Origin of the sequence: Pseudosporangium ferrugineum (assembly GCF_003002065.1) — a bacterium.
GTDB lineage: Bacteria > Actinomycetota > Actinomycetes > Mycobacteriales > Micromonosporaceae > Actinoplanes > Actinoplanes ferrugineus_A.
The window spans coordinates 1-19253 of the sequence record NZ_PVZG01000023.1; the positions used below are offsets into that span (position 1 = coordinate 1).

Here is a 19253-nt window from a genome sequence, read left to right on the forward strand (position 1 = left end):
AAGAGGGTGTCCAGGTCTTGCGTCACAACACGATCTTGGACACCCTCCCTTCGTACCCAAGACATCGACCCCTGACATCGGAACTACTCGTCTAGGCTTGGTGGCGGTCCCGCCGGCTCCTCGAGGGGAAGACGATGATCACGATCTCGCGCACCTTCACCGCCGCGGCCGCCCCCGATCCGGTGCTGGCCTACCTGCGGGACCTGGCCAACGCCGACGAGTGGGACCCCGCCGCGCGGCGCACGGTGCGCACCGGCGCCGGACCGCTCGCCGTCGGCGCGACCTGGCACAAGGAGTCGCGCATCCTCGGCGTCACCACCGAGCTGACGTACACGCTCGTCGCGGCGGACGCGGAGACGCTGGTCTTCGCCGGCCGCAACGAGGGCGCCACGTCGACCGAGGCGCTGCGGGTGCGCCCGGCCGCGGGCGGCAGCGAGGTCAGCTTCCACGTCGAGCTGGAGCTGCACGGCCTCGCGAAGCTGGCCACCCCGATCCTGCGGGCGGAGTTCGAGAAGCTCGGCACCCGGACCGCGGCCCGCCTCGCCGCGGTCCTGGGCCGGCTCGCCCCGGCCTGAGCCACACCCACCGGCAGCCCGCCGCACCGCAGCCCTGCGCCCCGCCTGCGCCCCGGCCGGCCTCGCCGCAGTCCTGCCCCGCCGGCAGCTCGGCCGCAGCCCGCCTCGCCGCGGTCCTGAGCCGGCTCGCCCCTTCCGGCAGCCGGCCCCGGGCGGCGGGCGGTTACCGGTTCGCGGGCCGGGGCCAGGCCGGCGCCCCGGTGATCTCCGTGGTGCGCTGCCACAGCCGCGCGCCGAAGGCCGCGTCCGTGACGGCGGGGTGTTGCGGGTGCTGACGCTCCAGTCTGTTGTAGAAGACGTCCCGGAGATCGGCCTGATCCGCGGTGGCGATCGCCACGAGCGGCTCGGCGCCCTCCTCGGGAGAGTTGGTGAGCAGGCGGACGGGCGTGTACCTCTTCACCACGGTGACGAGCCGCGAGCCGCGGTCGAGGCCGGACCGGACGGTCCCGGGGTGGAACGCGGTGGCGGTCGCCGTCGCGGGCAGCCGGCGGTTGAGCTCGGCGGCATGCGCCAGATCGGCGAGCTTCGAGTTGTTGTACGCCCGCAGCTGCCGGTATCGCCCCCGGGTGCCGCCGAGATCGTCCAGGTCGAGCCGCCCGTGCCGGTAGAGGCTGGAGCTGGTGGTGATGATGCGGGCCGCGGGCGACTCGAGCAGGGCATCTCTGAGCAGCGCCGTCAGGAGGAACGGGGACAGGTAGTTGACCTGCATCGTCATCTCGTGGCCGTCCGGGGTCAGCTGCCGCCGCGCCGACGTGAAACCGGCGTTGTTGGCCAGGATGTCGATGCGTGGGGCGTGCTCCAACAGGTCGTCCGCCAGCTTGCGCACCTCGGCGAAGCTCGAGAAGTCGGCGCAGAAGGCCGTACCGCCGATCTCGTCCGCGACAGCCCCGGTCCGGTCCACCGCCCGGCCCACCACGACCACCTTCGCGCCGAGCCCGGCCAGACGCCGGGCCGCGGCCGCACCCACCCCAGAACTCGCACCGGTCACCACCGCGGTCGTGCCGAGCAGACTCTCCCTCGTCATTGCGACGACGCTAGGCCGGGACGGTCCGCCGGTGGAGAGGGCGGAATGTCCTGGTACTACCGGCCCCAGGCTCCCGGGTCGCCGCGCCGCTATCCTCGGATCATGGTCAGGCCGGACCCGAAGGTGCTCGGCGCCTATCTGCGGGCGCGCCGGGAGCGGCTGCGCCCCGCCGATGTCGGCCTGCCCGAGACCGCCCGGCGGCGGGTCCCGGGCCTGCGCCGCGAGGAGATCGCGATGCTCGCCGGGATCAGCGCCGACTACTACCTGGGCCTGGAGCAGGGGCGGGACCGCCGGCCGTCGGCGGAGGTCCTCGCGGCGCTCGCCCGGGCCCTGCGCCTGGACGACGCCGCGACCCGGCACCTGTTCGCGCTCGCCGGACTGTCCTGGCCGTCGCGCCGGCCGGCCCGGCGGCCGCAGGTCTCCCCCGGCCTGCGGCAGCTCATCGACTCCTGGCCGATGACGCCCGCCTTCGTGCAGACCCACCTCTTCGAGATCCTGGCGGTGAACCCCCTGGCGCGGGCGCTGTCGCCGCTGCACGTCCCGGGCACCAACCTGGTGCGGGCCGCGTTCCTGGACAACGACGGCCCGATGGGCGAACCCGACCTGCGGCCCGATCTCGTGGCCTGCCTGCGCGGACTGGCCGGCGCGGACGTCGACGACCCGGAGCTGACCGAGCTGGTCGGCGAGCTGTCGGCCCGCAGCGAGCCCTTCCGCCGGATGTGGGCGGAACACGAGGTCCGCGGCCGCACCAATGGGCGGATGACGATCGCCCACCCGCGGGTGGGCGTGCTGGTGCTCGACTTCGAGGGGCTGATCGCGCCGTCCGCGCCGGGCCAGCAGATCGTGGTCTACTCCGCCCGGCCGGGCAGCCCGTCCGAAGAGGCCCTGCGCCGCCTCGCCGGGCTGGCCGGAGCCGGCGACCCGCACCGGCCCGCCCGGCCCGGGCCTCACCCGCCGGCACGCACCGCGACCGCCTCGAGGTACGCCGACGGGATCTTCACGGTCCCGTCCGTCGCGACGTCGTAGCGGGCCACGAGGTCGACGAGGTCGGCGTACAGGAGCTTGCGGTCGTCCTCGGCGAGGGCCTCGAACGCCTTCAGCGTGGGTCCGTAGTGGTCCCGGAAGTAGTCGACGAACGCCTCGGCGGTGGCGAAGCGGAACACGAACTCGCGGCGGGCCACGCGCACCTGCGTGACGGAGTCGCCGAGCAGCTCCCGCAGCCGCGGCTCGCTGCCCCACTCCACCGGCGCGCGCAGGCCCGGCGGGGGCGGCACGCGGCGGCCCACCGTACGGAAAAGGTCGCCGATGAAGCCGTCCGGGGTCCAGCCGGCCAGCGCGAGCGTCCCGCCCGGCCGGCACACCCGCAGCAGTTCGGCGGCGGCGCGCTCCTGATCGGGGGCGAACATCACGCCGACCACCGACACCACCGCGTCCCATTCGCCGTCGTCGCACGGCAGGTTCTCCGCGTCGGCCTCCACGAAACGGACCGGCAGGTGCTCGGCGGCGGCGCGGGCACGGGCACGCTCCAACAGCCCGGGTACGTAGTCCACGCCGACGACCTCGCACAGGCAGCGGGCGGCGGCGATCGCGGCGTTGCCCGTACCGGTGGCGACGTCGAGCACCCGCGACCCGGCGGACAGGTCCGCCGCCTGCACGAGCGACTCGGAGATGGGCTGGATGAGGGCGGCGACGGCGCCGTAATCGCCGCTCGCCCACGTCTTCTGCTGGCGCGCCTTGACCTCTGAATTCGTCATGACGTGACGGTAGAAACGGCACCGGGGGCGGCGCGTGGGGAGAACTCCCTATCTTGGCCCGGCCGCGCGCCGGGCGGCCGCCGCGGCCTGGCCCCGCGACGTGACGCCGAGCTTGCCGAGCACGGCCGACACGTGGTGGTCGACCGTCTTCGCCGACAGCGACAGGGCCGCCGCGATCTGCGCGTTGCTCAGCCCCTCGGCGAGCAGCTCCAGCACCTCCCGCTGCCGCGCGGTGAGCCCGGTCGGGTCGGCCGCGGTCGCCGCGCGCGGCCCCCGCGGCACCTTCGCACCCCGGTCGCGCAGCTCGGCCCGGACGCGGCGGGCGGCGGCGACCGCGCCGAGACCATCCATGATGCGTACGGCCTCCGCCGCGTCCTCGTCGTCACCGCAGGCCAGCGCCTCGGCGCGGGCGTAGTCGTAGCCGAGCCACGCCCACTGCTCCGCCGCGCCGCGCACGTCGCCCTCGAGCAGCAGCCGGTAGGGCGCCGCGATCCCGTCGCTGCTCGCCGCCGCACCCGAGCGCCACAGCCGGAAGGCCAGCTCCCCGGCGAGCCACGGATGCCCCGACGCCACCGCCATCCGGTAACCGCGCTGCGCCTCGGCCGCCGACCGCCCCGGATCCCCGGCGATCCAATGGTGCTCGGCCAGCGCCGCCGCGACCGGGCCGACGAACTGCAGCTCGTCCGCCTCGTACGCGGCCGCCGCGGCCTCCCCCAGCACCTCCTCCGCGCCGGGCAGCCCCCGCCGCGACCGCAGCCGGCCGAGCGTCACCTGCGCCGGGCAGCGGAACGGGCCGGGCTGGTCGGGCCCGGCGATCGCCTGCCCGGCGTCCTCGGCGGCGCCCGGCCAGTCGCCGCGGGCCAGACGCAGCACCGCGCGGTAGCCGAGCAGGTGGCGCACGTACCCGCCGAGGTCGCGCGCGTCGGTGTAGGCCAGGGCCCGCTCCAGCACGTCCTCGGCGAGCCCGGGCTGGTGCCACTCGACGGCCTGGCAGGCGCGGTTCACGAGGGCGCGGGCGGCGTGGTCGGTCAGGCCCGCGGCGGCGGCCGTACGGTGCACCCGGTCGAGCTCCTCCCCACCCGCCGGGTCGCCGCGCTGGAGCCGGAACGAGCCGATCGTGACCCGCGCGTGCGCCTCGGTGTCGAGGTCGCCGAGCTCACGGGCCAGCGCCACCGCCCGCTCGCCCCAGCCGAGGGCGGTGTCCGCGTCGGCGAGCATGTCGAGCTGCGCCATGTTGCTGTAGGCCATCGCGAGCTGCGGGCCCGGCCCGGCGGCCTCGAGCACTTCGACGGCGCGGGTGCCGGCCTCGCGGGCCTGCGCCGTACGCCCGGACCACCACGCCAGCCGCGACACCCACCGCAGGTTCTCGCCGATCCGGACGGTGTCCCCGGCCGCCTCGCGCAGCGCCAGCGCCTCCTGCCGGGCGCCGAGCCCCTCCCCGTTGAGGCCGGCCAGGTGCGCGACCGTCGCGTACGCCTCCAGCAGGCCGGCCCGCGCCGGCCCGGTGACCCCGGCGGCGTGCCGCAACGCCGTCTCGTAGTGCGCCGCGGCCTGCCGGTGGGCGCCCACCTCGGCGGCCCGCCGGGCGGCGACGGGCGCCCAGCGCAGCACGCTCGCGGCGTCCCCGGCGTGGTGGGCGTGGTGCACGAGCCGGGCGGGATCCACCCCGGGCCGGCCGGCGAGCCGGTCGAGCACCTCCGCGTGCAGGGCCGCCCGGCGCACCGGCGACAGCGACTCCTCGACCGCCCGGCGCAACAGCTCGTGGCGGAACCCGACGGCGTCGGCCGAGCCGGTGAGCACGCCACCGGCCAGGCCCTCCTCGACGCCCTCGGCGTGCCCCTCCAGCAGCGCGGACTCGGCGTGCGACGGCACGACGGCGACCAGCCCGGCCGCGGCCCGCGCGGCCGGGGACAGCGCGGCCAGCCGGGACAGGACCAGGTCGCGGACGGTCGCCGGCACCCCGGTCTCCGCGCCGGCCAGCACCTCCGTGACCAGCAGCGGGTTGCCACCGGTCACGCTGTGCACGGCGGCCGGCGGCCGGCCCGCCCGCCGGGCCAGCTCGGCGACCGCCCCGGCGGACAGCGGCGGCAACGCGATCCGCCGCACCGGCCCGCGCGGCAGCCCGGCGAGGACGGCCCGCAGCTGATGGCCGGGCCCGAGCTCGTCGTCGCGGTACGTGAGCAGCAGCAGCGCCCGGCACACGGCCAGCCGCCGCCCGAGGAACGCCACCAGGTCCAGGGTCGCCTCGTCGGCCCAGTGCAGGTCCTCCAGCACCACCACCGCCCGGCGCCCGGGCAGCGGGCCGTCCAGCTCGTCGAGCAGGGCGTCGAAGACCGCGCCCCGCTCACCCCCGGCGACCCGCTCCCGCAGGACACCACCGGTCTGCCGGGCGATGTCGTGCACCGGCCCGAGCGCCCGCGGCGTCAGCAACGGATCGCAGGCACCGCTCAGAATGCGCGCCCGCCGGCCCACCCGGGCGGCGAAGGCGGCGGCGAGACTCGACTTCCCGGCCCCCGCCTCACCCGCGACGAGCGCGACCCGCCCGCCGCCGGCCGTGTCGGCCAGCAGCCGGTCCAGCTCGGCCAGCGCGCCGTCGCGTTCGAGCAGCTCCATGCCCGCCCAGCCTAGTTGGCGGGGTCACCAGAGGTCTGCCGGCAGCAGATTGACCGCCGCGGCGCGTAGTTGGGCGATGTTCTGGGCCACCCAGCCGTCGGTCAGGGATTCGGTGCCGCGCATGGCGGGCTTGGCGTACAGGTGGAAGTGCAGGTAGTCGAGGCGCAGGCCGACGTCCAGCCAGGGCAGCATGGCCACCGCCGGGTCCGGGAACGGGCGGACGGTCCGGTAGCCGGCCAGGAAGGCGGGCCAGTGCGGGGTGGCCGCGACCGGGCTCAGGTCCGTGGCCAGGGCGCCGGCGGCGGCCCGGTCCAGGTCGTAGAAGATCAGGCGGTCGCCGTCGGCGTGCACGTTGTCGAGGGTGACGTCGCCGTGGCAGACGCCGCGTTCCAGGCCGGCGTCGGCGAGCCGGGAGCGCGCCTCCGCGGCGAGGGCGGCCGTCAGATTCCGGTCCGCGGCGTCCGGCAGCCGGGCGAGCACGTCGTCCAGCAGGGCGAAGACGTCGTACGCGGGCGGCGCGGGAAAGCCGCCGGCCGCCTCGTGGAACGCGGCCGTGGCCGCCCCGAACCGGTGGTAGAGCGCGTCGTCGCGCGGTTTCGCCGGCCGCGCGCCGGGCACCCACCGCCACAGCGAGAACTCCCGCGCCCCCTCGGCCGCCGCGACGGTGCCGGACAGTGCGCCGCCGCGCAAGGGAACGCCCTGTGCCACCCCGGCACCGACGTGGGCGGCCAGCCCGACCTCCCAGGCGGCCCGCTCGTACCCGGCCCGGTAGAGCTTGAGCACGTACCGGCCGGCCGGGGTGTCGACCCGGTAGACGTCGTTGACCAGCGAACGCAGGAGCACGCAGCCGGAGACCTCCAGCGCGTACTCCCGCGCCACCGTCGCCGCCAGCCAGGCCGGGTCCACGATCGAGCGCAGGGTCGCCACCATGCTGCGACCGTACGTCGTCGCTCCCCGCCGGTCAGGCGGAGCGCCGCTGCCGGGCCGCCTCGTAGAGGGCCACCGTGCCGGCCGCGGCGGCGTTCAGCGAGCTCGCGGCGCCGGTGATCGGGATCCGCACCATGTGGTCGCACACGTCACGCCAGGCGGCGCTCAGGCCGTGCGTCTCGTTGCCGATCGCCAGCACGGTCGGGCCGGTCAGGTCGTGCTCGGCGATGTCGACCGGCCCGCGCTCGTCGGTGCCGACGATCTGCACGGGTACGTCCAGCGCCCCCGCCCAGTCCAGCACCTCCCGATGGCTCGGCACCCGCACGACCGGCAGGGCGAAGAGCGAGCCGGTGGACGCGCGGACCGCCTTGGGGTCGTACGGGTCGGCGGCGTGCCCGGTGACGATCACCCCGGCCGCCCCGAACGCGTCCGCCGAGCGCACCAGCGTGCCGAGGTTGCCCGGGGTGGTGGGCCGGTCGAACACCACCACCAGCGGGTTCGCGCGTACGGGCAGCCGGCCCAGGTCGTCCGCGGGCAGCCCGACCACGGCCAGCAGTTCGGGCGCCTCCTCGTCCTTGCCGCCGAGTTCGCGCATCAGCTCGGCGGAGAGCAGCGCCCGCGGGGCCCCGGCCGTCTCGAGCACGTCCCGCCCCCACCGGGACAGGCCGGGCCCGTCGGCGGTGAGCAGCGTGCGGATCTCCCAGCCGTGCTCGACGGCCAGCGAGATCGGGCGTACGCCCTGGACCAGGAACTCGCCGGCCCGCTGCCGCTTCGTACGGTTGCCGAGCAGGGCCTGCCACTGCTGGAAGGCGGCGTTCCGGCTGGTGATCCTCAACGTCCTGGGCACGCCGACCGAGGTTACGGCACCTCCGCGCGGCGCCGGTGGGCGAGCCGCAGCGGAGGTGCCGCACGCCTCAGATCTGTGGTTCCGGGTCCTGCGGTAGGTCGGCGAGCCCGGCCCGCAGGTGCCGGTTGTGCCGCGGCTCCTGCTTGGTCTTCGCGTCGTTCAGGCGCCGGCGCAGGTCGTCACGCACGTCGTTGAGGGCGGCGTGCAGGTCCTCCTCGCCGGAGGTGGTGACGATCTTCTCGCGTCCGGCGATCCAGCACTCCAGGGTGACCTTCTGGCCCCGGGCCTCGCGGTCCTTGACGGAGATCTCCAGTTCGGTGGTCTCCGCCGGGAACGTGGCCAGCCGCGCGTCCAGGGTGGCGAACTGCTCGGCGATCCATTCGCGGTCGCCCTGGGAGAAGCCGGCTCCCGCGCGCAGGCACTGGTCGACGGTGGCTGGTTCTGCCGCGACACTCATCGGGTCTCCTTGTCGTCGGAACTAGGTTGATCACCTCCTACCCGTTCCGCACCCGAAATGCACTTCACGTCCGCATCTCCCTTGACATCGACATTCATGGATGGATGAATCGGGATCATGGGCCTTCTTCCCGCGGTTCTGGCCGCCGTCCTCACCGCCACCGCCCCCGCGCCGGCCGCGGTGCCCGACTATCCGACGGCGGAGGCGGGCAACCCGTTCGTCGCCGGGTGGTACGCCGACCCCGACGCCGCCGTCTACGAGGGGCGCTACTGGGTCTACCCCACCTCGTCCCGCCCGTACGACGAGCAGACGTACCTGGACGCCTTCAGCTCGGCCGACCTCGTCCACTGGACCAAGCACCCGAACGTGCTCACCACGGCGAACGTCAGCTGGGCCCGCCGGGCGGTGTGGGCGCCCGCGCCGGTGCACCGCGACGGGCGCTACTACCTGTACTTCGGCGCCAACGACATCCAGAACGACAGCGAGCGCGGCGGCATCGGCGTCGCGGTCGCCGACCGGCCGGAGGGTCCGTACACGGACGCCATCGGCGCGCCCCTGGTCGACCGCTTCGTCAACGGCGCCCAGCCGATCGACCAGGACGTCTTCGTCGACGACGACGGGCAGGCGTACCTGTACTACGGCGGCTGGGGGCACGCCAACGTGGCGAAGCTCAACAGCGACATGATCAGCCTCGGCCGCTTCGCCGACGGCAGCACGTTCAAGGAGATCACCCCGGCCGGCTACACCGAGGGCTCCCAGATGTTCAAGCGCGACGGCACGTACTACCTGATGTGGTCGGAGGGCGGCTGGGGCGGCCCGGACTACTCGGTCGCGTACGCGACGGCGGACTCGCCCACCGGCCCGTTCACCGAGCGCGCGAAGATCCTCACCCAGGACCCCGAGGTGGCGAAGGGCTCCGGCCACAACTCGGTGATCAACGTGCCGGGCACCGACATCTGGTACATCGTGTACCACCGCCGGCCGCTGAGCGAGACCGACGCGAACCACCGGCAGATCGCGTACGACCGCATGTACTTCAACCCGGACGGCACCATCCAGCCGGTGTCGATGAAGGTCCGGGACAACTTCGCCGACGGGGACGCGGTGGGCTGGCGCACGTACGGCTCGACCTGGTCGGCGGCGGGCGGCGCGTACCGGGCGACCGCCTCCGCGGGCGGCAAGGCGTTGCAGGACACCAACTTCGGGGATCTCACGTACGACGCGGACGTGACCATCGACTCCGGCACCGGCGACGCGGGCGTGGTCTTCCGGGCCTCCCAGCCGGCGGTGGGCACGGACAGCTACCGCGGCTACTACGCCGGCCTGACCACCGCGGGCCGGGTGATCCTGGGCCGGGCCGACAACAACTGGCGCCTGCTCGCCTCGACCCCGATGACGGTCACCCGCGGGACCCGCTACCACCTGCGCGTGCAGGCGACAGGATCGACCATCAAGGTGTACGTCGGCAGCTCCACCACCCCCCGCCTGACCGTGACGGACCCGACCTTCACCACCGGCACGACGGGCGTCCGCGTCTTCCACACCGCGGCCACGTTCGACAACGTCGCGGTCGACTGACGTACCGATTCTCCGGCGCCATCGCCCCCGTGGGCGGTGGCGCCGTTCCGTGTCCGGGGAACCCGCCAGCATAGGCCCGATCCGACTGTGATGTGGCTTTTACTGGATCCAGACAGCAACCGGACTGAAAAGCCTGAATTGCCCCGATCGACGCTAGTTTGATTCCTGAATTCACAGTCGACTGTCCGGCAAATGGTCGGACAGAAACGGGGAGCATCATGTTTTCGGTAACGCGTCTTGTCAGTCTGGCGGCGGCCGCGACGGTCGCGATGATCGTCCAGATCCCGGCGACCGCGGCACACGCGGCGCCGCCGGCCGGTGGCGGATTCAGCGGGGTCGCCGGCGACTTCAACGGCGACGGCCGCGACGACATCGTGACCTTCACCCGCGGTTCCAGCGCTGACGTGTACGTCGCCCTGTCCACCGGATCGGGCTTTTCCGGCACCGGCTGGAAATGGCATGACTATTTCGCCGCCGGAACGGAAACACCGTTGGTGGGCGACTTCAACGGCGACGGACGCGACGACATCGCCACCTTCACCCGCGGTGCCGCCGCGGACGTCTACGTCGCCCTGTCCACCGGATCGCGGTTCGTCGGCACCGGCGTGAAGTGGCACAACTACTTCGCCGCCGGCACCGAGACCCCCGCCGTGGGCGACTTCAACGGCGACGGACGCGACGACATCGCCACCTTCACCCGCGGCTCCAGCGCCGACGTCTACGTCGCCCTCTCCACCGGCCACTCGTTCTCCGGCACCGGCTGGAAGTGGCACAACTACTTCGCCGCCGGCTCCGAGATCCCGGCAGTGGGCGACTTCAACGGCGACGGACGCGACGACATCGCCACGTTCACCCGCGGCTCCAGCGCCGACGTCTACGTCGCCCTGTCCACCGGCTCGTCCTTCTCGGGCACCGGCTGGAAGTGGCACAACTACTTCGCGGTCGGCACCGAGCTGCCGTCGGTGGGCGACTTCAACAACGACGGACGCGACGACATCGTGACCTTCACCCGCGGCTCCAGCGCCGACGTCTACGTCGCGCTGTCCACCGGATCCTCGTTCTCCGGCACCGGCTGGAAGTGGCACGACTGGTTCGCCGTCGGCTCGGAGATCCCCGGCACGGGCGACTTCACCGGCGACGGCCGCGCGGACATCGCCACCTTCACCCGTGGCTCGGCGGCCGACGTCTACGTGGCCCGCTCGACCGGCGGCACCTTCCTCGGCACCGGCTGGAAGTGGCACAACTACTTCGCCGTCGGCTCGGAGATCCCGCAGCCCGGCATCCTCTGGTGAGGCCCTGACGCCCGTACGCCGATGGCGCCGCCCCTGCCCGGGACGGCGCCACCGGCACGCTCAGATCCGGGCGAGGGCGGGCGAGCGAAGCCTTGAGGGCTTCCGCTCACGCGCCGGCGCGCAGTTGCAGGCCCTTGCCGCCGGGGTGGGTGAGCGTCAGCCGGTCGCCGGTGATCCGGTACGGCACCTCCCCGAGGAGGACGGCACGGACCGCCGCGTCCAGCGCCCTGAGCCGCGGCGGGCACTCCGGCGCGCGGGCGGGCAGGCCGGAGAAGGTGATCGTGGTGGCGCCGGCGGTCGCTTCGGCGTCGAGGGCGGCGCAGCCCGTCGAGCCGGTCACCCGGCCGGCGGCGAAGGTGAGGTGGGCCGCCGTACCGGCCGGGACCGAGGCCGCGGTCGCACCGTCGAGCAGCGACTCCACGGACCAGCGCGGTCCGGTCAGGGCTCGGTCCGGTTCGGCAGACCGCAGGTCGACCAGCCGGAGCCGGGCGTCCGCCGTGGTCAGCACGAGGGTGGCGGCGTCGAGGGTCCAGCGCGGGCCGTCCCGCAGAAACTCGGTCAGCCAGGTGTCCTGCGCCATCAGCTCCGGCGAGCAGGCCATCATCGTGCCGCCCAGGTCCGACACGACGAGCCGGTCGCCCTCGACGGCGAGCGTGCCGGAGAGATGGTTGCAGCCCGCCTCGGCGCTCACGGTGCCGGACCGGAAGGTCAGGCGTACGCGGGTGCCGCCGGCGAGCTGCCGTCCCGGGTCGTCCGCCGCGGACACGAACGTCCGGTCGAAGAGCGGCGCCCCCTCCCCGCCACCAGGGGGTGCCGCCGTGCCGCCGCAGCCCGCCGCCATGATCGTCATCGCCGCCAGAAAGCCCCATCGTCCGATCGTCATGCCGACTCCGACGCCATGCCCGCATGCCCCGTTCCCTCGCCTGCGCCCGGAAGGCCCCGGCGCGCGCTGCCGGGGCCCCGCGGATCACTTCTCCTTACGCCGGGGACAGGCCCTCGGCGTAATCGAAAAGGCTCTTGATGTCATTGTCGAAATACGGCCCATCCATCTGGGCGGGGTCGCTGTGCCGGTGACTGACCACGCTGTTGCTGTATCCCAGCCCGGTCGAATCGTTGTATTCCTGGAGCCAGGGACCACCGCTGGAACCCTGGGTCATGTTGCACCAGGCACGCACCTGCTGATTGTGCCCGTTCCACGTCGTGCCCTGGCAGAAGTACTGCACGTCGCCCGGGAATCCGCCGGCCGCCGGGTAGCCCAGGATGGTCACCGCGACGGAGTAGCCCCAGTTCCAGCGCAGGCCCATGCCGCCGACGGTGTCGACCACCTTGGCGCCGTAGATCCCGCCGTTGTTCATGATCGCGATCGCCATGTCCTCGTCGCGGTTGCTGCTGCTCGTCCACGCCGTACGGCTGGTGAGGTTGTACGCGACGAAGCGCCCGACCGGCTCGTTGCCCTGCCGGAACCCGGGCACGAAGATGAAGTTCGAGAACCAGGCGCCGCCGGAACCGGAGTGCACGCAGTGCCCGGCGGTGAGCACCAGGCGCTTCTTTCCGCTGTTCAGGGCGCTGGCGGAACACTCGCCGGGCCCGCTGGGGGTGGACACGTAGACCTTGCCGACGACGACGGACTCGTTCAGCGCGGCCAGGCCCCGCTTCGGCAGAGCGGGAGCCACACTGCCGGGCTTGCCCTGCGGCGCGGCGGGCGCGTCCGCGGTGGATTCGGAGCCCTTGATGTCCAGGTTCACCGCGGAAGCCATCCGGGCCGGCGTCCAGTACGCCTCCACCGCGGCCACCGCCGCCTGGTCGGTGACCGCCCTCCCGTCGTGCGTCCGCGCGACCGTGCTGACGTTGCCCGTACCCGCGGCGGGCGGCGCGGCCTGCGCCACCAGCCCGCCGGTGAGCGTCAGCACCAGGCCGGCGCCGGCCACGGTCACCGATCTGAGAATGGATCTCATGCCGTTTCCTTTCGTGGTTGACGACATTCGATCCGCCGATGCTATAGATTCATTTGAATGATCGATGTCCGGATGCCGACTCGTTCCGATGCATCAAATCGAAAGGAATGGTATCGCCACCGGAATGGATCTCGAGAGGCGCCGGACAATCACGCCGAATTGGCACCAGAGTCCAAACTGGACATTCACGGGACGTCAGAACGAGCTGAAGTTGTCGACGTCGATCAGGCCGAGCACCTCGGTGCGTACCCCCCGGGCACTCCTTCTCCGGAGATCCCGGGAGCGATCCGGTGCGGACCGCTCCCGGGACGGTGCTATCCGGCGGCCCGTTCGGCGGCGCTGCGCTCCACGCAGAACTCGTTGCCTTCCGGGTCCGCGAGCGTGACCCAGCCGGTGCCGTCCGGCCGGCGGTGGTCCTCGACGAGCGTCGCGCCGGCCCCGATCAGCCGGTCGACCTCCTCGTCGCGGGTCCGGTCCCCGGGCTGGAGATCGAGGTGGACCCGGTTCTTCACCACCCTGCCCTCGGGCACCCGGACGAACAGCAGCGCCGGCTGTCCCTCGGCGATCAGGACCGCCTCGGGGTCGCCCGGCACGTCGTCGTCGTGCATCGGGCGGCCGGTCACCGCCGACCAGAACGTCGCCAGCTCGTACGGATCACCGGTCGTGTCGAAGGTGATGTTATGGATGTTCGAGACCATCGTGCTCCCCGGAAACGGTAGGAATGCCCTGATCCGCCGGCAGGCGGTCCGGGAGCCCCAGGGCCGGGAACCGGTCGGCGTGGAAGGTGAGGATCTCGGTGATCTCCCCGCCGGTGACGCGCAGGACGTCGATCGTCAGCGGCAGGTACGCGCCCTCGTCCTCCCGCCACAGGTAGAAGGCGACGGCGGGCTGGCGGTTGACCGAGGTGGGGATGCCGGACAGCCCCTTCATGCCCTCGAAGCCGTCCTCGACCCAGTTGTTCACCACCGCGTCGCGGCCGGCGTACACGCCCGGGGTGGGCGGCATCGAGAACCGGACGTCGTCGCGGAGCATGGCGGAGAGGGCCGGTATGTCGGTCGCCACGCTGGCGTCGGTGAAGCGGCGGACGAGTTCGCGGGTCGCGGCGTCCGGCTCGCCCGCGGTCCAGTCCTGCCGCCCGGCCGGCAGGTGCTCGCGCATGCCGGCGCGGGCCCGCTGCAGCGCGCTGTTCACGGAGTTGACCGAGTCGCCGAGCAGCTCCGCAACCTCCTTCGCCGGCCAGCCGAGCACGTCCCGCAGGATCAGCACGGCTCGCGGGCGCGGCGCGAGGTGCTGGACCGCGACGACGTACGCCAGCTCGATCGTCTCCCGCGCGACGGCGGCGGTCTCCGGCTCGTCGGCGCCGCCCGCGGGCAGCTCGTCGAGCAGCCGGTCCGGGTACGGTTGCAGCCACCGCACCTCGCCGCCGGTCGCGGGCTCCGGGCGGCTTCCGGCCAGCAGGTCCAGGCAGGCGTTGGTGGCGATCCGGTAGAGCCAGGCCCGGAACGTCGACCGCCCCTCGAAGGTCTCCCGGCGCCGCCAGGCCCGCAGGAACGTCTCCTGCACGGCGTCCTCGGCGTCCTCGAACGACCCGAGCATCCGGTAGCAGTGCACGTGCAGTTCCCGCCGGTGCGGCTCCGCCAGCCCGGTGAACCGCGGCTCGTCGGCCTCGGCCAGGCTTGTCACCCTCATCACGTCATCCTCCGCCTCGTCGTGTTCCGTCGCAGGTATGACGGGCGCGGAGCGGAAAACTCATCACCGGGCCTTCGCCCGTACGGCGTGCACGATGACGGCGGCGCACGCGACGGGGTCCAGGGTGCCGGTGTTCAGGACCAGGTCGTAGCGGGTGGGCTCGCGCGGGTCCCAGCCGTACAGCCGCAACGACATGTCGGCCCGCATCAGGTCCTCGCGGCGCTGGCGCCGGGCGGCCCGCTCGGGGCTGATCCCCGCGACCCGCGCCGCCCGCTCGACGCGCCGCGTCACCGGGGCGTCCAGCCGTACGTGCAGGGCCCCCGGCCACGAGGACAGGATGAGGGCGCCGTTGCGGCCGACGATGACGCCTCCCCCGCGGGCGGCGTCCAGGACCCACTCGGTGTTGCGCAGCACCAGCTCGTGATCGTCGCGCTGGGCCATCGCCACGGCCGGGCCCTCCAGCGCGGCGTACGAGCCGCCCATCGCCGCGAACACCCGGGCGAGCAGGCCGTCGCCGGTGGAGGGGTCCTCGAGCTGCTCGGAGGAGAACGCCTGCGCGTGGAAGGGCACCCCGAGCTCCTCGGCCACGCGGGGACCGATCTCCTCCGCGCCCGAGCCGTACGCCTCGAAGATCGTCACGACGGGCGGGGCCGGCGTCGCCATGGCACCTCCTACCCCGGTGGGTCCGGTCTCATCGTGCGCCGCCCCGGCAAGAGATGGCAATCCGTTGACCTCGATCTCGCGCGACGCGCCCAATGGAGAGGACACCGCCGCAACGACCGCCGAGGAGGCCCACCGTGCTACGACCCCAGGACACCGCCACCCGCGAGCGCAAGCGCCTGGACGGCCTGTGGCGCTTCGCCCTCGACCCGGCAGGCGAGGGGCGTACCGCCCGGTGGTTCGGCGGGCCCCTGGCGGGCGCCCGGGAGATGGCGGTGCCGGCGAGCTTCAACGACATCGCCGCCGACAGCGCGGTCCGCGAATACGTCGGCGACGTCTGGTACCAGACCGAGGTGCGGGTGCCGCGCGGCTGGGACGGGCGCCGGATCGTGCTGCACTTCGAGTCCGCCACCCACCGGGCCACCGTCTGGGCCGGCGACACCGAGGTCGTCTCGCACGAGGGCGGCTACACGCCCTTCGCAGCGGACATCACCGCGCACGTCCGGGCCGGCGAGCCGGTCCGGATCACCGTCGTCGTCAACAACACGCTGACCTTCCAGTCGATCCCGCCGGGCGTCATCGAGGACACCCCGGCCGGCCCGCGGCAGCGCTACTGGCACGACTTCTTCAACTACGCCGGCCTGCACCGGCCGGTGTGGCTCTACCAGACGGACCCCGTGCACCTCACGGACATCACCGTGGTCACCGGGCTCGACGGCGGCGACGGCACCGTCGACTACACGACCGCGGCGAGCGCCCCCGCGACCACCCGCGTCGTGCTGCGCGACGCCACCGGCCGGACGGTGGCCGAGGGCAGCGGCGCGAGCGGGACGCTGCGGGTGCCCGACGCGCACCGGTGGGCGCCCGGCGACGGCTACCTCTACGACCTCGAGGCGCAGTTGCTCGGCGACGACGGCACGGTGGTCGACAGCTATCACCAGAGCGTCGGCATCCGTACGGTCACCGTCAGCGGCAACCGGTTCCTCATCAACGGCGAGCCGTTCTACTTCACCGGCTTCGGCAAGCACGAGGACCTGGCGGTCATCGGCAAGGGCCACAACGACGCGTTCATGGTGCACGACTTCGAGCTGCTCCGGTGGATCGGCGCGAACTCGTTCCGGACGTCGCACTACCCGTACTCGGAGGAGGTGCTCGACTACGCGGACCGGCAGGGCATCGTACTCATCGACGAGACCGCGGCGGTGGGGCTGAACATGGGCCTCGGCGGCGGCATCTTCGGCGCGCAGGGCTACGAGACGTTCAGCCCGGACACCGTCAACGACGCCTCCCGCGAGGTGCACGCGCAGGCGATCCGGGAGCTGGTGGAACGCGACCGGAACCATCCCAGCGTGGTGCTGTGGTCCATCGCCAACGAGCCCGAGAGCGACACCGAGGGCGCGGAGGACTACTTCCGGCCGCTGTTCGAGCTGACCCGCGAACTCGACCCCAGCCGGCCCGTGGGCTTCGTGAACGTGATGCTCTCGCCGTACGGAAAATGCCGGGTCTCGCAGTTCGCCGACGTGCTCATGCTCAACCGCTACTACGGCTGGTACGTGAACACCGGCGACCTGCCCGCCGCCGAGCGGGCCTGGGAGGAGGAACTGCGCGGCTGGGCCGGCGAGAACAAGCCGATCATCATCACCGAGTACGGCGCCGACACCTACCCCGGCCTGCACTCCGTCGACGCGCAGCCGTGGAGCGAGGAGTACCAGGTGGCGTACCTGGACATGAACCACCGGGTCTTCGACCGGTGCGACGCGGTCGTCGGCGAGCACGTGTGGAACTTCGCGGACTTCGCCACCACCTCCGGCGTCATGCGGGTCGGCGGCAACAAGAAGGGCGTCTTCACCCGCGACCGGCAGCCCAAGGCCGCCGCGCACGCGCTGCGGCGCCGCTGGCGCAAGGACGCCTGACCACCATGGACACCGTCACCGCCGCGCCGTCCGCCACCGCCGCTCCGAGGCTGGGCACGCTCCAGTTCGCCGGGTACGCGGCCGGCGACGCCGCCAACAACCTCGCGTTCTCGATGACCTCGTTCTTCCTGCTGATCTACTACACCGACGTGGTGGGGATCAGCGCGGCGGCGGCCGGCACGCTGTTCCTGCTGATCCGGATCTGGGACGCCTTCGCGGACATCTTCGCCGGCCGGGTCGTCGACCGGACGATGACGCGGTGGGGCAAGTTCCGGCCGTTCTTCGTCTTCGCCGGCCCGCCGGTGCTGCTGCTCAGCGTCGTCACGTTCACCGTCCCGCGGCAGTTCGACGGCGGCGGCGCCCAGCTGGCCGCCGCGTACGTCACGTACGGCCTGCTCGGGCTGGCGTACAGCCTGGTGAACATCCCGTACGGTTCGCTGGCCGCGGCGATGACGCAGCGGCCGGGCGAGCGCGCCAAGCTGGCCAGTTTCCGGATGATCGGCACCGCCGTCACCACGATCATGCTGGCCTTCGTGGTCTCGCCGCAGATCCAGCAGTACCGCGGCGACCCGGACGGCTTCCAGCGTTCGCTGCTGATCACCACGCTGATCTTCGCGGTGGTCGGCGTCGCGCTCTACCTGTTCCTGTTCCTGACCGCCCGCGAGTCGGTCCAGCGCGACGTCGCGCACGTGAGCGCCGGCCAGAGCTTCACCACGCTCCGGCGCAACAAGCCGCTGATCATGCTCTGCCTGTCGTCGCTGGCGTTCCTCACGGCCCTGTTCTCGCTGCAGACCGTGCAGGTCTACTACGCCCGTGACGTGCTCGGCAACGCGGAACTCCTCACCGCCCTGACCGTGCTGAGCGTCGGCGCGATCTTCCTCGTCGCCCCGCTGATGCCCCGGCTGGTCCGGGCGGTCGGCAAGAAGCGCGCGTTCCTGTCGTTCGGGGCCGTCGGGCTGCTCGCCGGCATCGGCATCTCGGTGTCACCGCCGTCGACGCCGTGGGTGTCGATGACGTTCTTCGGCATCATGGGCGTCTCCACCGCGGGCATCAACACCCTCATGTGGGCCCTCGAGGCCGACACCGTCGAGTACGGCGAATGGCAGACCGGCGTCCGCACCGAGGGCATCACCTACGCCCTGTTCTCCTTCACCCGCAAGCTCGGCCAGGCGGTCGGCGGCGCGGTCGCGGCGTACGCGATCGCCCTCGGCGGCTACGTCGGCGGCGCGGCCGTCCAGGATCAGCAGGCGCTCGACGCGATCCGCTACGCCTCGGGCTTCATCCCGGTCGCCTTCATCCTGATCGGCATGCTGATCTTCTTCCGCTACCCGCTGACCGAGCAGACCTTCGCCACCATGGTCGCCGAGACCCAGGCCCGCCGGGCCGCGCGCTGAGCCCGCCGGTGGCCGGGACACGAGGGTGTCCCGGCCCGGCCAGCGAGTGTCAGGCGCAGGCGAAGCGGTGCTGGGTGTCGTCGTTCTGCTCGAACCAGATGTTCGCCGGGCAGACGTAGACCCGGCCCATGGACTCGTCATGGACCTGGACGTACTCGAGGTACCAGGCGTCCTTCTCCTGCTTGCTCTTCTGCACCGTGACGGAGGTGACGGTGCCGAGGGACTCCCACTGCTTCGAGCTGAACGTGACGGTCTCGCCCCGCTTGAAGTCCCGGTCGACCCGGAACGAAGGCGCCCACGACTCGGTGCCCTGGGCCGCGAAGCGCACGGCGTCGTCGGTGTCCGCGTTGTCGAGGTCGCCGGTCTTGACCGTCATGGTGTACGTGCGGATGCCGGCGAACGCCGCCGGGCCGGCCGGCGCCGCGGCGGCCGGCCCGACGCCCGCGACCAGGCTCCCGGCGACCAGGCTTCCGGTGACCAGCGCGGACGCGATCAGCGCGTGACGAACCTTCATGTATCTGCTCCTCTGTCTCGGTCGGTGTGTCGACTCGGCACCAGCTTGGCGGCGGACCTTG

Annotated in this window: 18 protein-coding genes; 6 read left to right on the forward strand and 12 right to left on the reverse strand. The window is 72.9% G+C overall.

Annotated elements, in window-relative coordinates; translation table 11 throughout:
- Nucleotides 1-134: 134 nt before the first annotated feature.
- On the forward strand, nucleotides 135-575 hold the full coding sequence (locus CLV70_RS32725; protein WP_106130498.1) for an SRPBCC family protein: 441 nt from the start codon (nucleotides 135-137) through the stop codon (nucleotides 573-575).
- A 163-nt stretch (nucleotides 576-738) separates the two neighbouring features.
- Here the strand turns inward: CLV70_RS32725 and CLV70_RS32730 are convergent, their stop codons facing one another.
- Entirely contained in the window at nucleotides 739-1599 is an 861-nt protein-coding gene (locus CLV70_RS32730; RefSeq protein WP_106130499.1) for an SDR family NAD(P)-dependent oxidoreductase, read from the reverse strand.
- Nucleotides 1600-1701: 102 nt separating this feature from the next.
- Between CLV70_RS32730 and CLV70_RS32735 the strand changes: the two genes are divergently transcribed.
- Nucleotides 1702-2625, forward strand: a complete 924-nt coding sequence (locus tag CLV70_RS32735) for a helix-turn-helix transcriptional regulator (RefSeq protein WP_106130500.1) — start codon at nucleotides 1702-1704, stop codon at nucleotides 2623-2625.
- Here the strand turns inward: CLV70_RS32735 and CLV70_RS32740 are convergent.
- The 5 genes from CLV70_RS32740 to CLV70_RS32760 form a co-directional block, all read right to left on the reverse strand.
- On the reverse strand, nucleotides 2547-3353 hold the full coding sequence (locus CLV70_RS32740) for a class I SAM-dependent methyltransferase (protein ID WP_106130501.1): 807 nt from the start codon (nucleotides 3351-3353) through the stop codon (nucleotides 2547-2549). The two genes, CLV70_RS32735 and CLV70_RS32740, sit on opposite strands and share 79 nt — an antisense overlap.
- Before the next feature lie 48 nt (nucleotides 3354-3401).
- Nucleotides 3402-5966: an ATP-binding protein gene (locus tag CLV70_RS32745; RefSeq protein WP_106130502.1), complete on the reverse strand. Its 2565-nt coding sequence runs from the start codon at nucleotides 5964-5966 to the stop codon at nucleotides 3402-3404.
- A 24-nt stretch (nucleotides 5967-5990) separates the two neighbouring features.
- The gene (locus tag CLV70_RS32750; RefSeq protein ID WP_106130503.1) at nucleotides 5991-6896 is read right to left on the reverse strand and encodes a phosphotransferase enzyme family protein; all 906 of its coding nucleotides are present in this window, start codon (nucleotides 6894-6896) and stop codon (nucleotides 5991-5993) included.
- A 31-nt stretch (nucleotides 6897-6927) separates the two neighbouring features.
- Entirely contained in the window at nucleotides 6928-7740 is an 813-nt protein-coding gene (locus CLV70_RS32755; protein WP_106130504.1) for a TrmH family RNA methyltransferase, read from the reverse strand.
- Nucleotides 7741-7807: 67 nt separating this feature from the next.
- The gene (locus tag CLV70_RS32760; protein ID WP_106130505.1) at nucleotides 7808-8197 is read right to left on the reverse strand and encodes an HPF/RaiA family ribosome-associated protein; all 390 of its coding nucleotides are present in this window, start codon (nucleotides 8195-8197) and stop codon (nucleotides 7808-7810) included.
- Between the two features lie 117 nt (nucleotides 8198-8314).
- On the opposite strand from CLV70_RS32760, the gene CLV70_RS32765 reads away from it, so the two are divergent.
- Both CLV70_RS32765 and CLV70_RS32770 read left to right on the forward strand, forming a co-directional pair.
- Entirely contained in the window at nucleotides 8315-9775 is a 1461-nt protein-coding gene (locus CLV70_RS32765; RefSeq protein ID WP_106130506.1) for a glycoside hydrolase family 43 protein, read from the forward strand.
- Between the two features lie 218 nt (nucleotides 9776-9993).
- A complete protein-coding gene (locus CLV70_RS32770; RefSeq protein WP_106130507.1) occupies nucleotides 9994-11067 on the forward strand; it encodes an FG-GAP repeat domain-containing protein in 1074 nt (357 codons plus the stop codon).
- 106 nt (nucleotides 11068-11173) lie between these two features.
- Here CLV70_RS32770 and CLV70_RS32775 read toward each other — a convergent pair whose 3' ends face one another.
- The 5 genes from CLV70_RS32775 to CLV70_RS32795 all read right to left on the reverse strand — a co-directional run bounded on the left by CLV70_RS32775 (nucleotide 11174) and on the right by CLV70_RS32795 (nucleotide 15374).
- Entirely contained in the window at nucleotides 11174-11950 is a 777-nt protein-coding gene (locus CLV70_RS32775) for an META domain-containing protein (RefSeq protein WP_106130508.1), read from the reverse strand.
- Between the two features lie 94 nt (nucleotides 11951-12044).
- Nucleotides 12045-13022: a trypsin-like serine peptidase gene (locus tag CLV70_RS32780; RefSeq protein ID WP_245908604.1), complete on the reverse strand. Its 978-nt coding sequence runs from the start codon at nucleotides 13020-13022 to the stop codon at nucleotides 12045-12047.
- A gap of 314 nt (nucleotides 13023-13336) precedes the next feature.
- Complete coding sequence (locus CLV70_RS32785) at nucleotides 13337-13720, reverse strand: VOC family protein (RefSeq protein ID WP_106130510.1); 384 nt, start codon at nucleotides 13718-13720, stop codon at nucleotides 13337-13339.
- A complete protein-coding gene (locus tag CLV70_RS32790; protein ID WP_106130511.1) occupies nucleotides 13701-14711 on the reverse strand; it encodes an RNA polymerase subunit sigma-70 in 1011 nt (336 codons plus the stop codon). Before CLV70_RS32790 ends, CLV70_RS32785 begins: the two co-directional genes overlap by 20 nt.
- Before the next feature lie 63 nt (nucleotides 14712-14774).
- Nucleotides 14775-15374 (reverse strand): cytidylate kinase-like family protein, encoded by a 600-nt coding sequence (locus tag CLV70_RS32795; RefSeq protein ID WP_106130512.1) that lies wholly within the window; start codon nucleotides 15372-15374, stop codon nucleotides 14775-14777.
- 134 nt (nucleotides 15375-15508) lie between these two features.
- Here CLV70_RS32795 and uidA point away from each other — a divergent pair, with 134 nt between their 5' ends.
- Complete coding sequence (gene uidA, locus CLV70_RS32800; protein WP_211303984.1) at nucleotides 15509-17284, forward strand: beta-glucuronidase; 1776 nt, start codon at nucleotides 15509-15511, stop codon at nucleotides 17282-17284.
- 5 nt (nucleotides 17285-17289) lie between these two features.
- Complete coding sequence (locus CLV70_RS32805) at nucleotides 17290-18678, forward strand: glycoside-pentoside-hexuronide (GPH):cation symporter (protein ID WP_106130514.1); 1389 nt, start codon at nucleotides 17290-17292, stop codon at nucleotides 18676-18678.
- Nucleotides 18679-18727: 49 nt separating this feature from the next.
- Here CLV70_RS32805 and CLV70_RS32810 read toward each other — a convergent pair whose 3' ends face one another.
- Nucleotides 18728-19192: a PLAT/LH2 domain-containing protein gene (locus tag CLV70_RS32810; protein ID WP_106130515.1), complete on the reverse strand. Its 465-nt coding sequence runs from the start codon at nucleotides 19190-19192 to the stop codon at nucleotides 18728-18730.
- Nucleotides 19193-19253: the final 61 nt, after the last annotated feature.

Bases quoted from the DNA above. Each gene is read 5' to 3' on its own strand.
- CLV70_RS32740 (WP_106130501.1), bottom strand. From the start codon at position 3,353: ATGACGAATTCAGAGGTCAAGGCGCGCCAGCAGAAGACGTGGGCGAGC.
- CLV70_RS32745 (WP_106130502.1), bottom strand. From the start codon at position 5,966: ATGGAGCTGCTCGAACGCGACGGCGCGCTGGCCGAGCTGGACCGGCTG.
- CLV70_RS32790 (WP_106130511.1), bottom strand. From the start codon at position 14,711: ATGAGGGTGACAAGCCTGGCCGAGGCCGACGAGCCGCGGTTCACCGGG.
- CLV70_RS32730 (WP_106130499.1), bottom strand. From the start codon at position 1,599: ATGACGAGGGAGAGTCTGCTCGGCACGACCGCGGTGGTGACCGGTGCG.
- CLV70_RS32765 (WP_106130506.1), top strand. From the start codon at position 8,315: ATGGGCCTTCTTCCCGCGGTTCTGGCCGCCGTCCTCACCGCCACCGCC.
- CLV70_RS32785 (WP_106130510.1), bottom strand. From the start codon at position 13,720: ATGGTCTCGAACATCCATAACATCACCTTCGACACGACCGGTGATCCG.
- CLV70_RS32750 (WP_106130503.1), bottom strand. From the start codon at position 6,896: ATGGTGGCGACCCTGCGCTCGATCGTGGACCCGGCCTGGCTGGCGGCG.
- CLV70_RS32735 (WP_106130500.1), top strand. From the start codon at position 1,702: ATGGTCAGGCCGGACCCGAAGGTGCTCGGCGCCTATCTGCGGGCGCGC.
- CLV70_RS32760 (WP_106130505.1), bottom strand. From the start codon at position 8,197: ATGAGTGTCGCGGCAGAACCAGCCACCGTCGACCAGTGCCTGCGCGCG.
- CLV70_RS32810 (WP_106130515.1), bottom strand. From the start codon at position 19,192: ATGAAGGTTCGTCACGCGCTGATCGCGTCCGCGCTGGTCACCGGAAGC.
- CLV70_RS32805 (WP_106130514.1), top strand. From the start codon at position 17,290: ATGGACACCGTCACCGCCGCGCCGTCCGCCACCGCCGCTCCGAGGCTG.
- CLV70_RS32795 (WP_106130512.1), bottom strand. From the start codon at position 15,374: ATGGCGACGCCGGCCCCGCCCGTCGTGACGATCTTCGAGGCGTACGGC.
- CLV70_RS32725 (WP_106130498.1), top strand. From the start codon at position 135: ATGATCACGATCTCGCGCACCTTCACCGCCGCGGCCGCCCCCGATCCG.
- CLV70_RS32780 (WP_245908604.1), bottom strand. From the start codon at position 13,022: ATGAGATCCATTCTCAGATCGGTGACCGTGGCCGGCGCCGGCCTGGTG.
- CLV70_RS32775 (WP_106130508.1), bottom strand. From the start codon at position 11,950: ATGACGATCGGACGATGGGGCTTTCTGGCGGCGATGACGATCATGGCG.
- CLV70_RS32770 (WP_106130507.1), top strand. From the start codon at position 9,994: ATGTTTTCGGTAACGCGTCTTGTCAGTCTGGCGGCGGCCGCGACGGTC.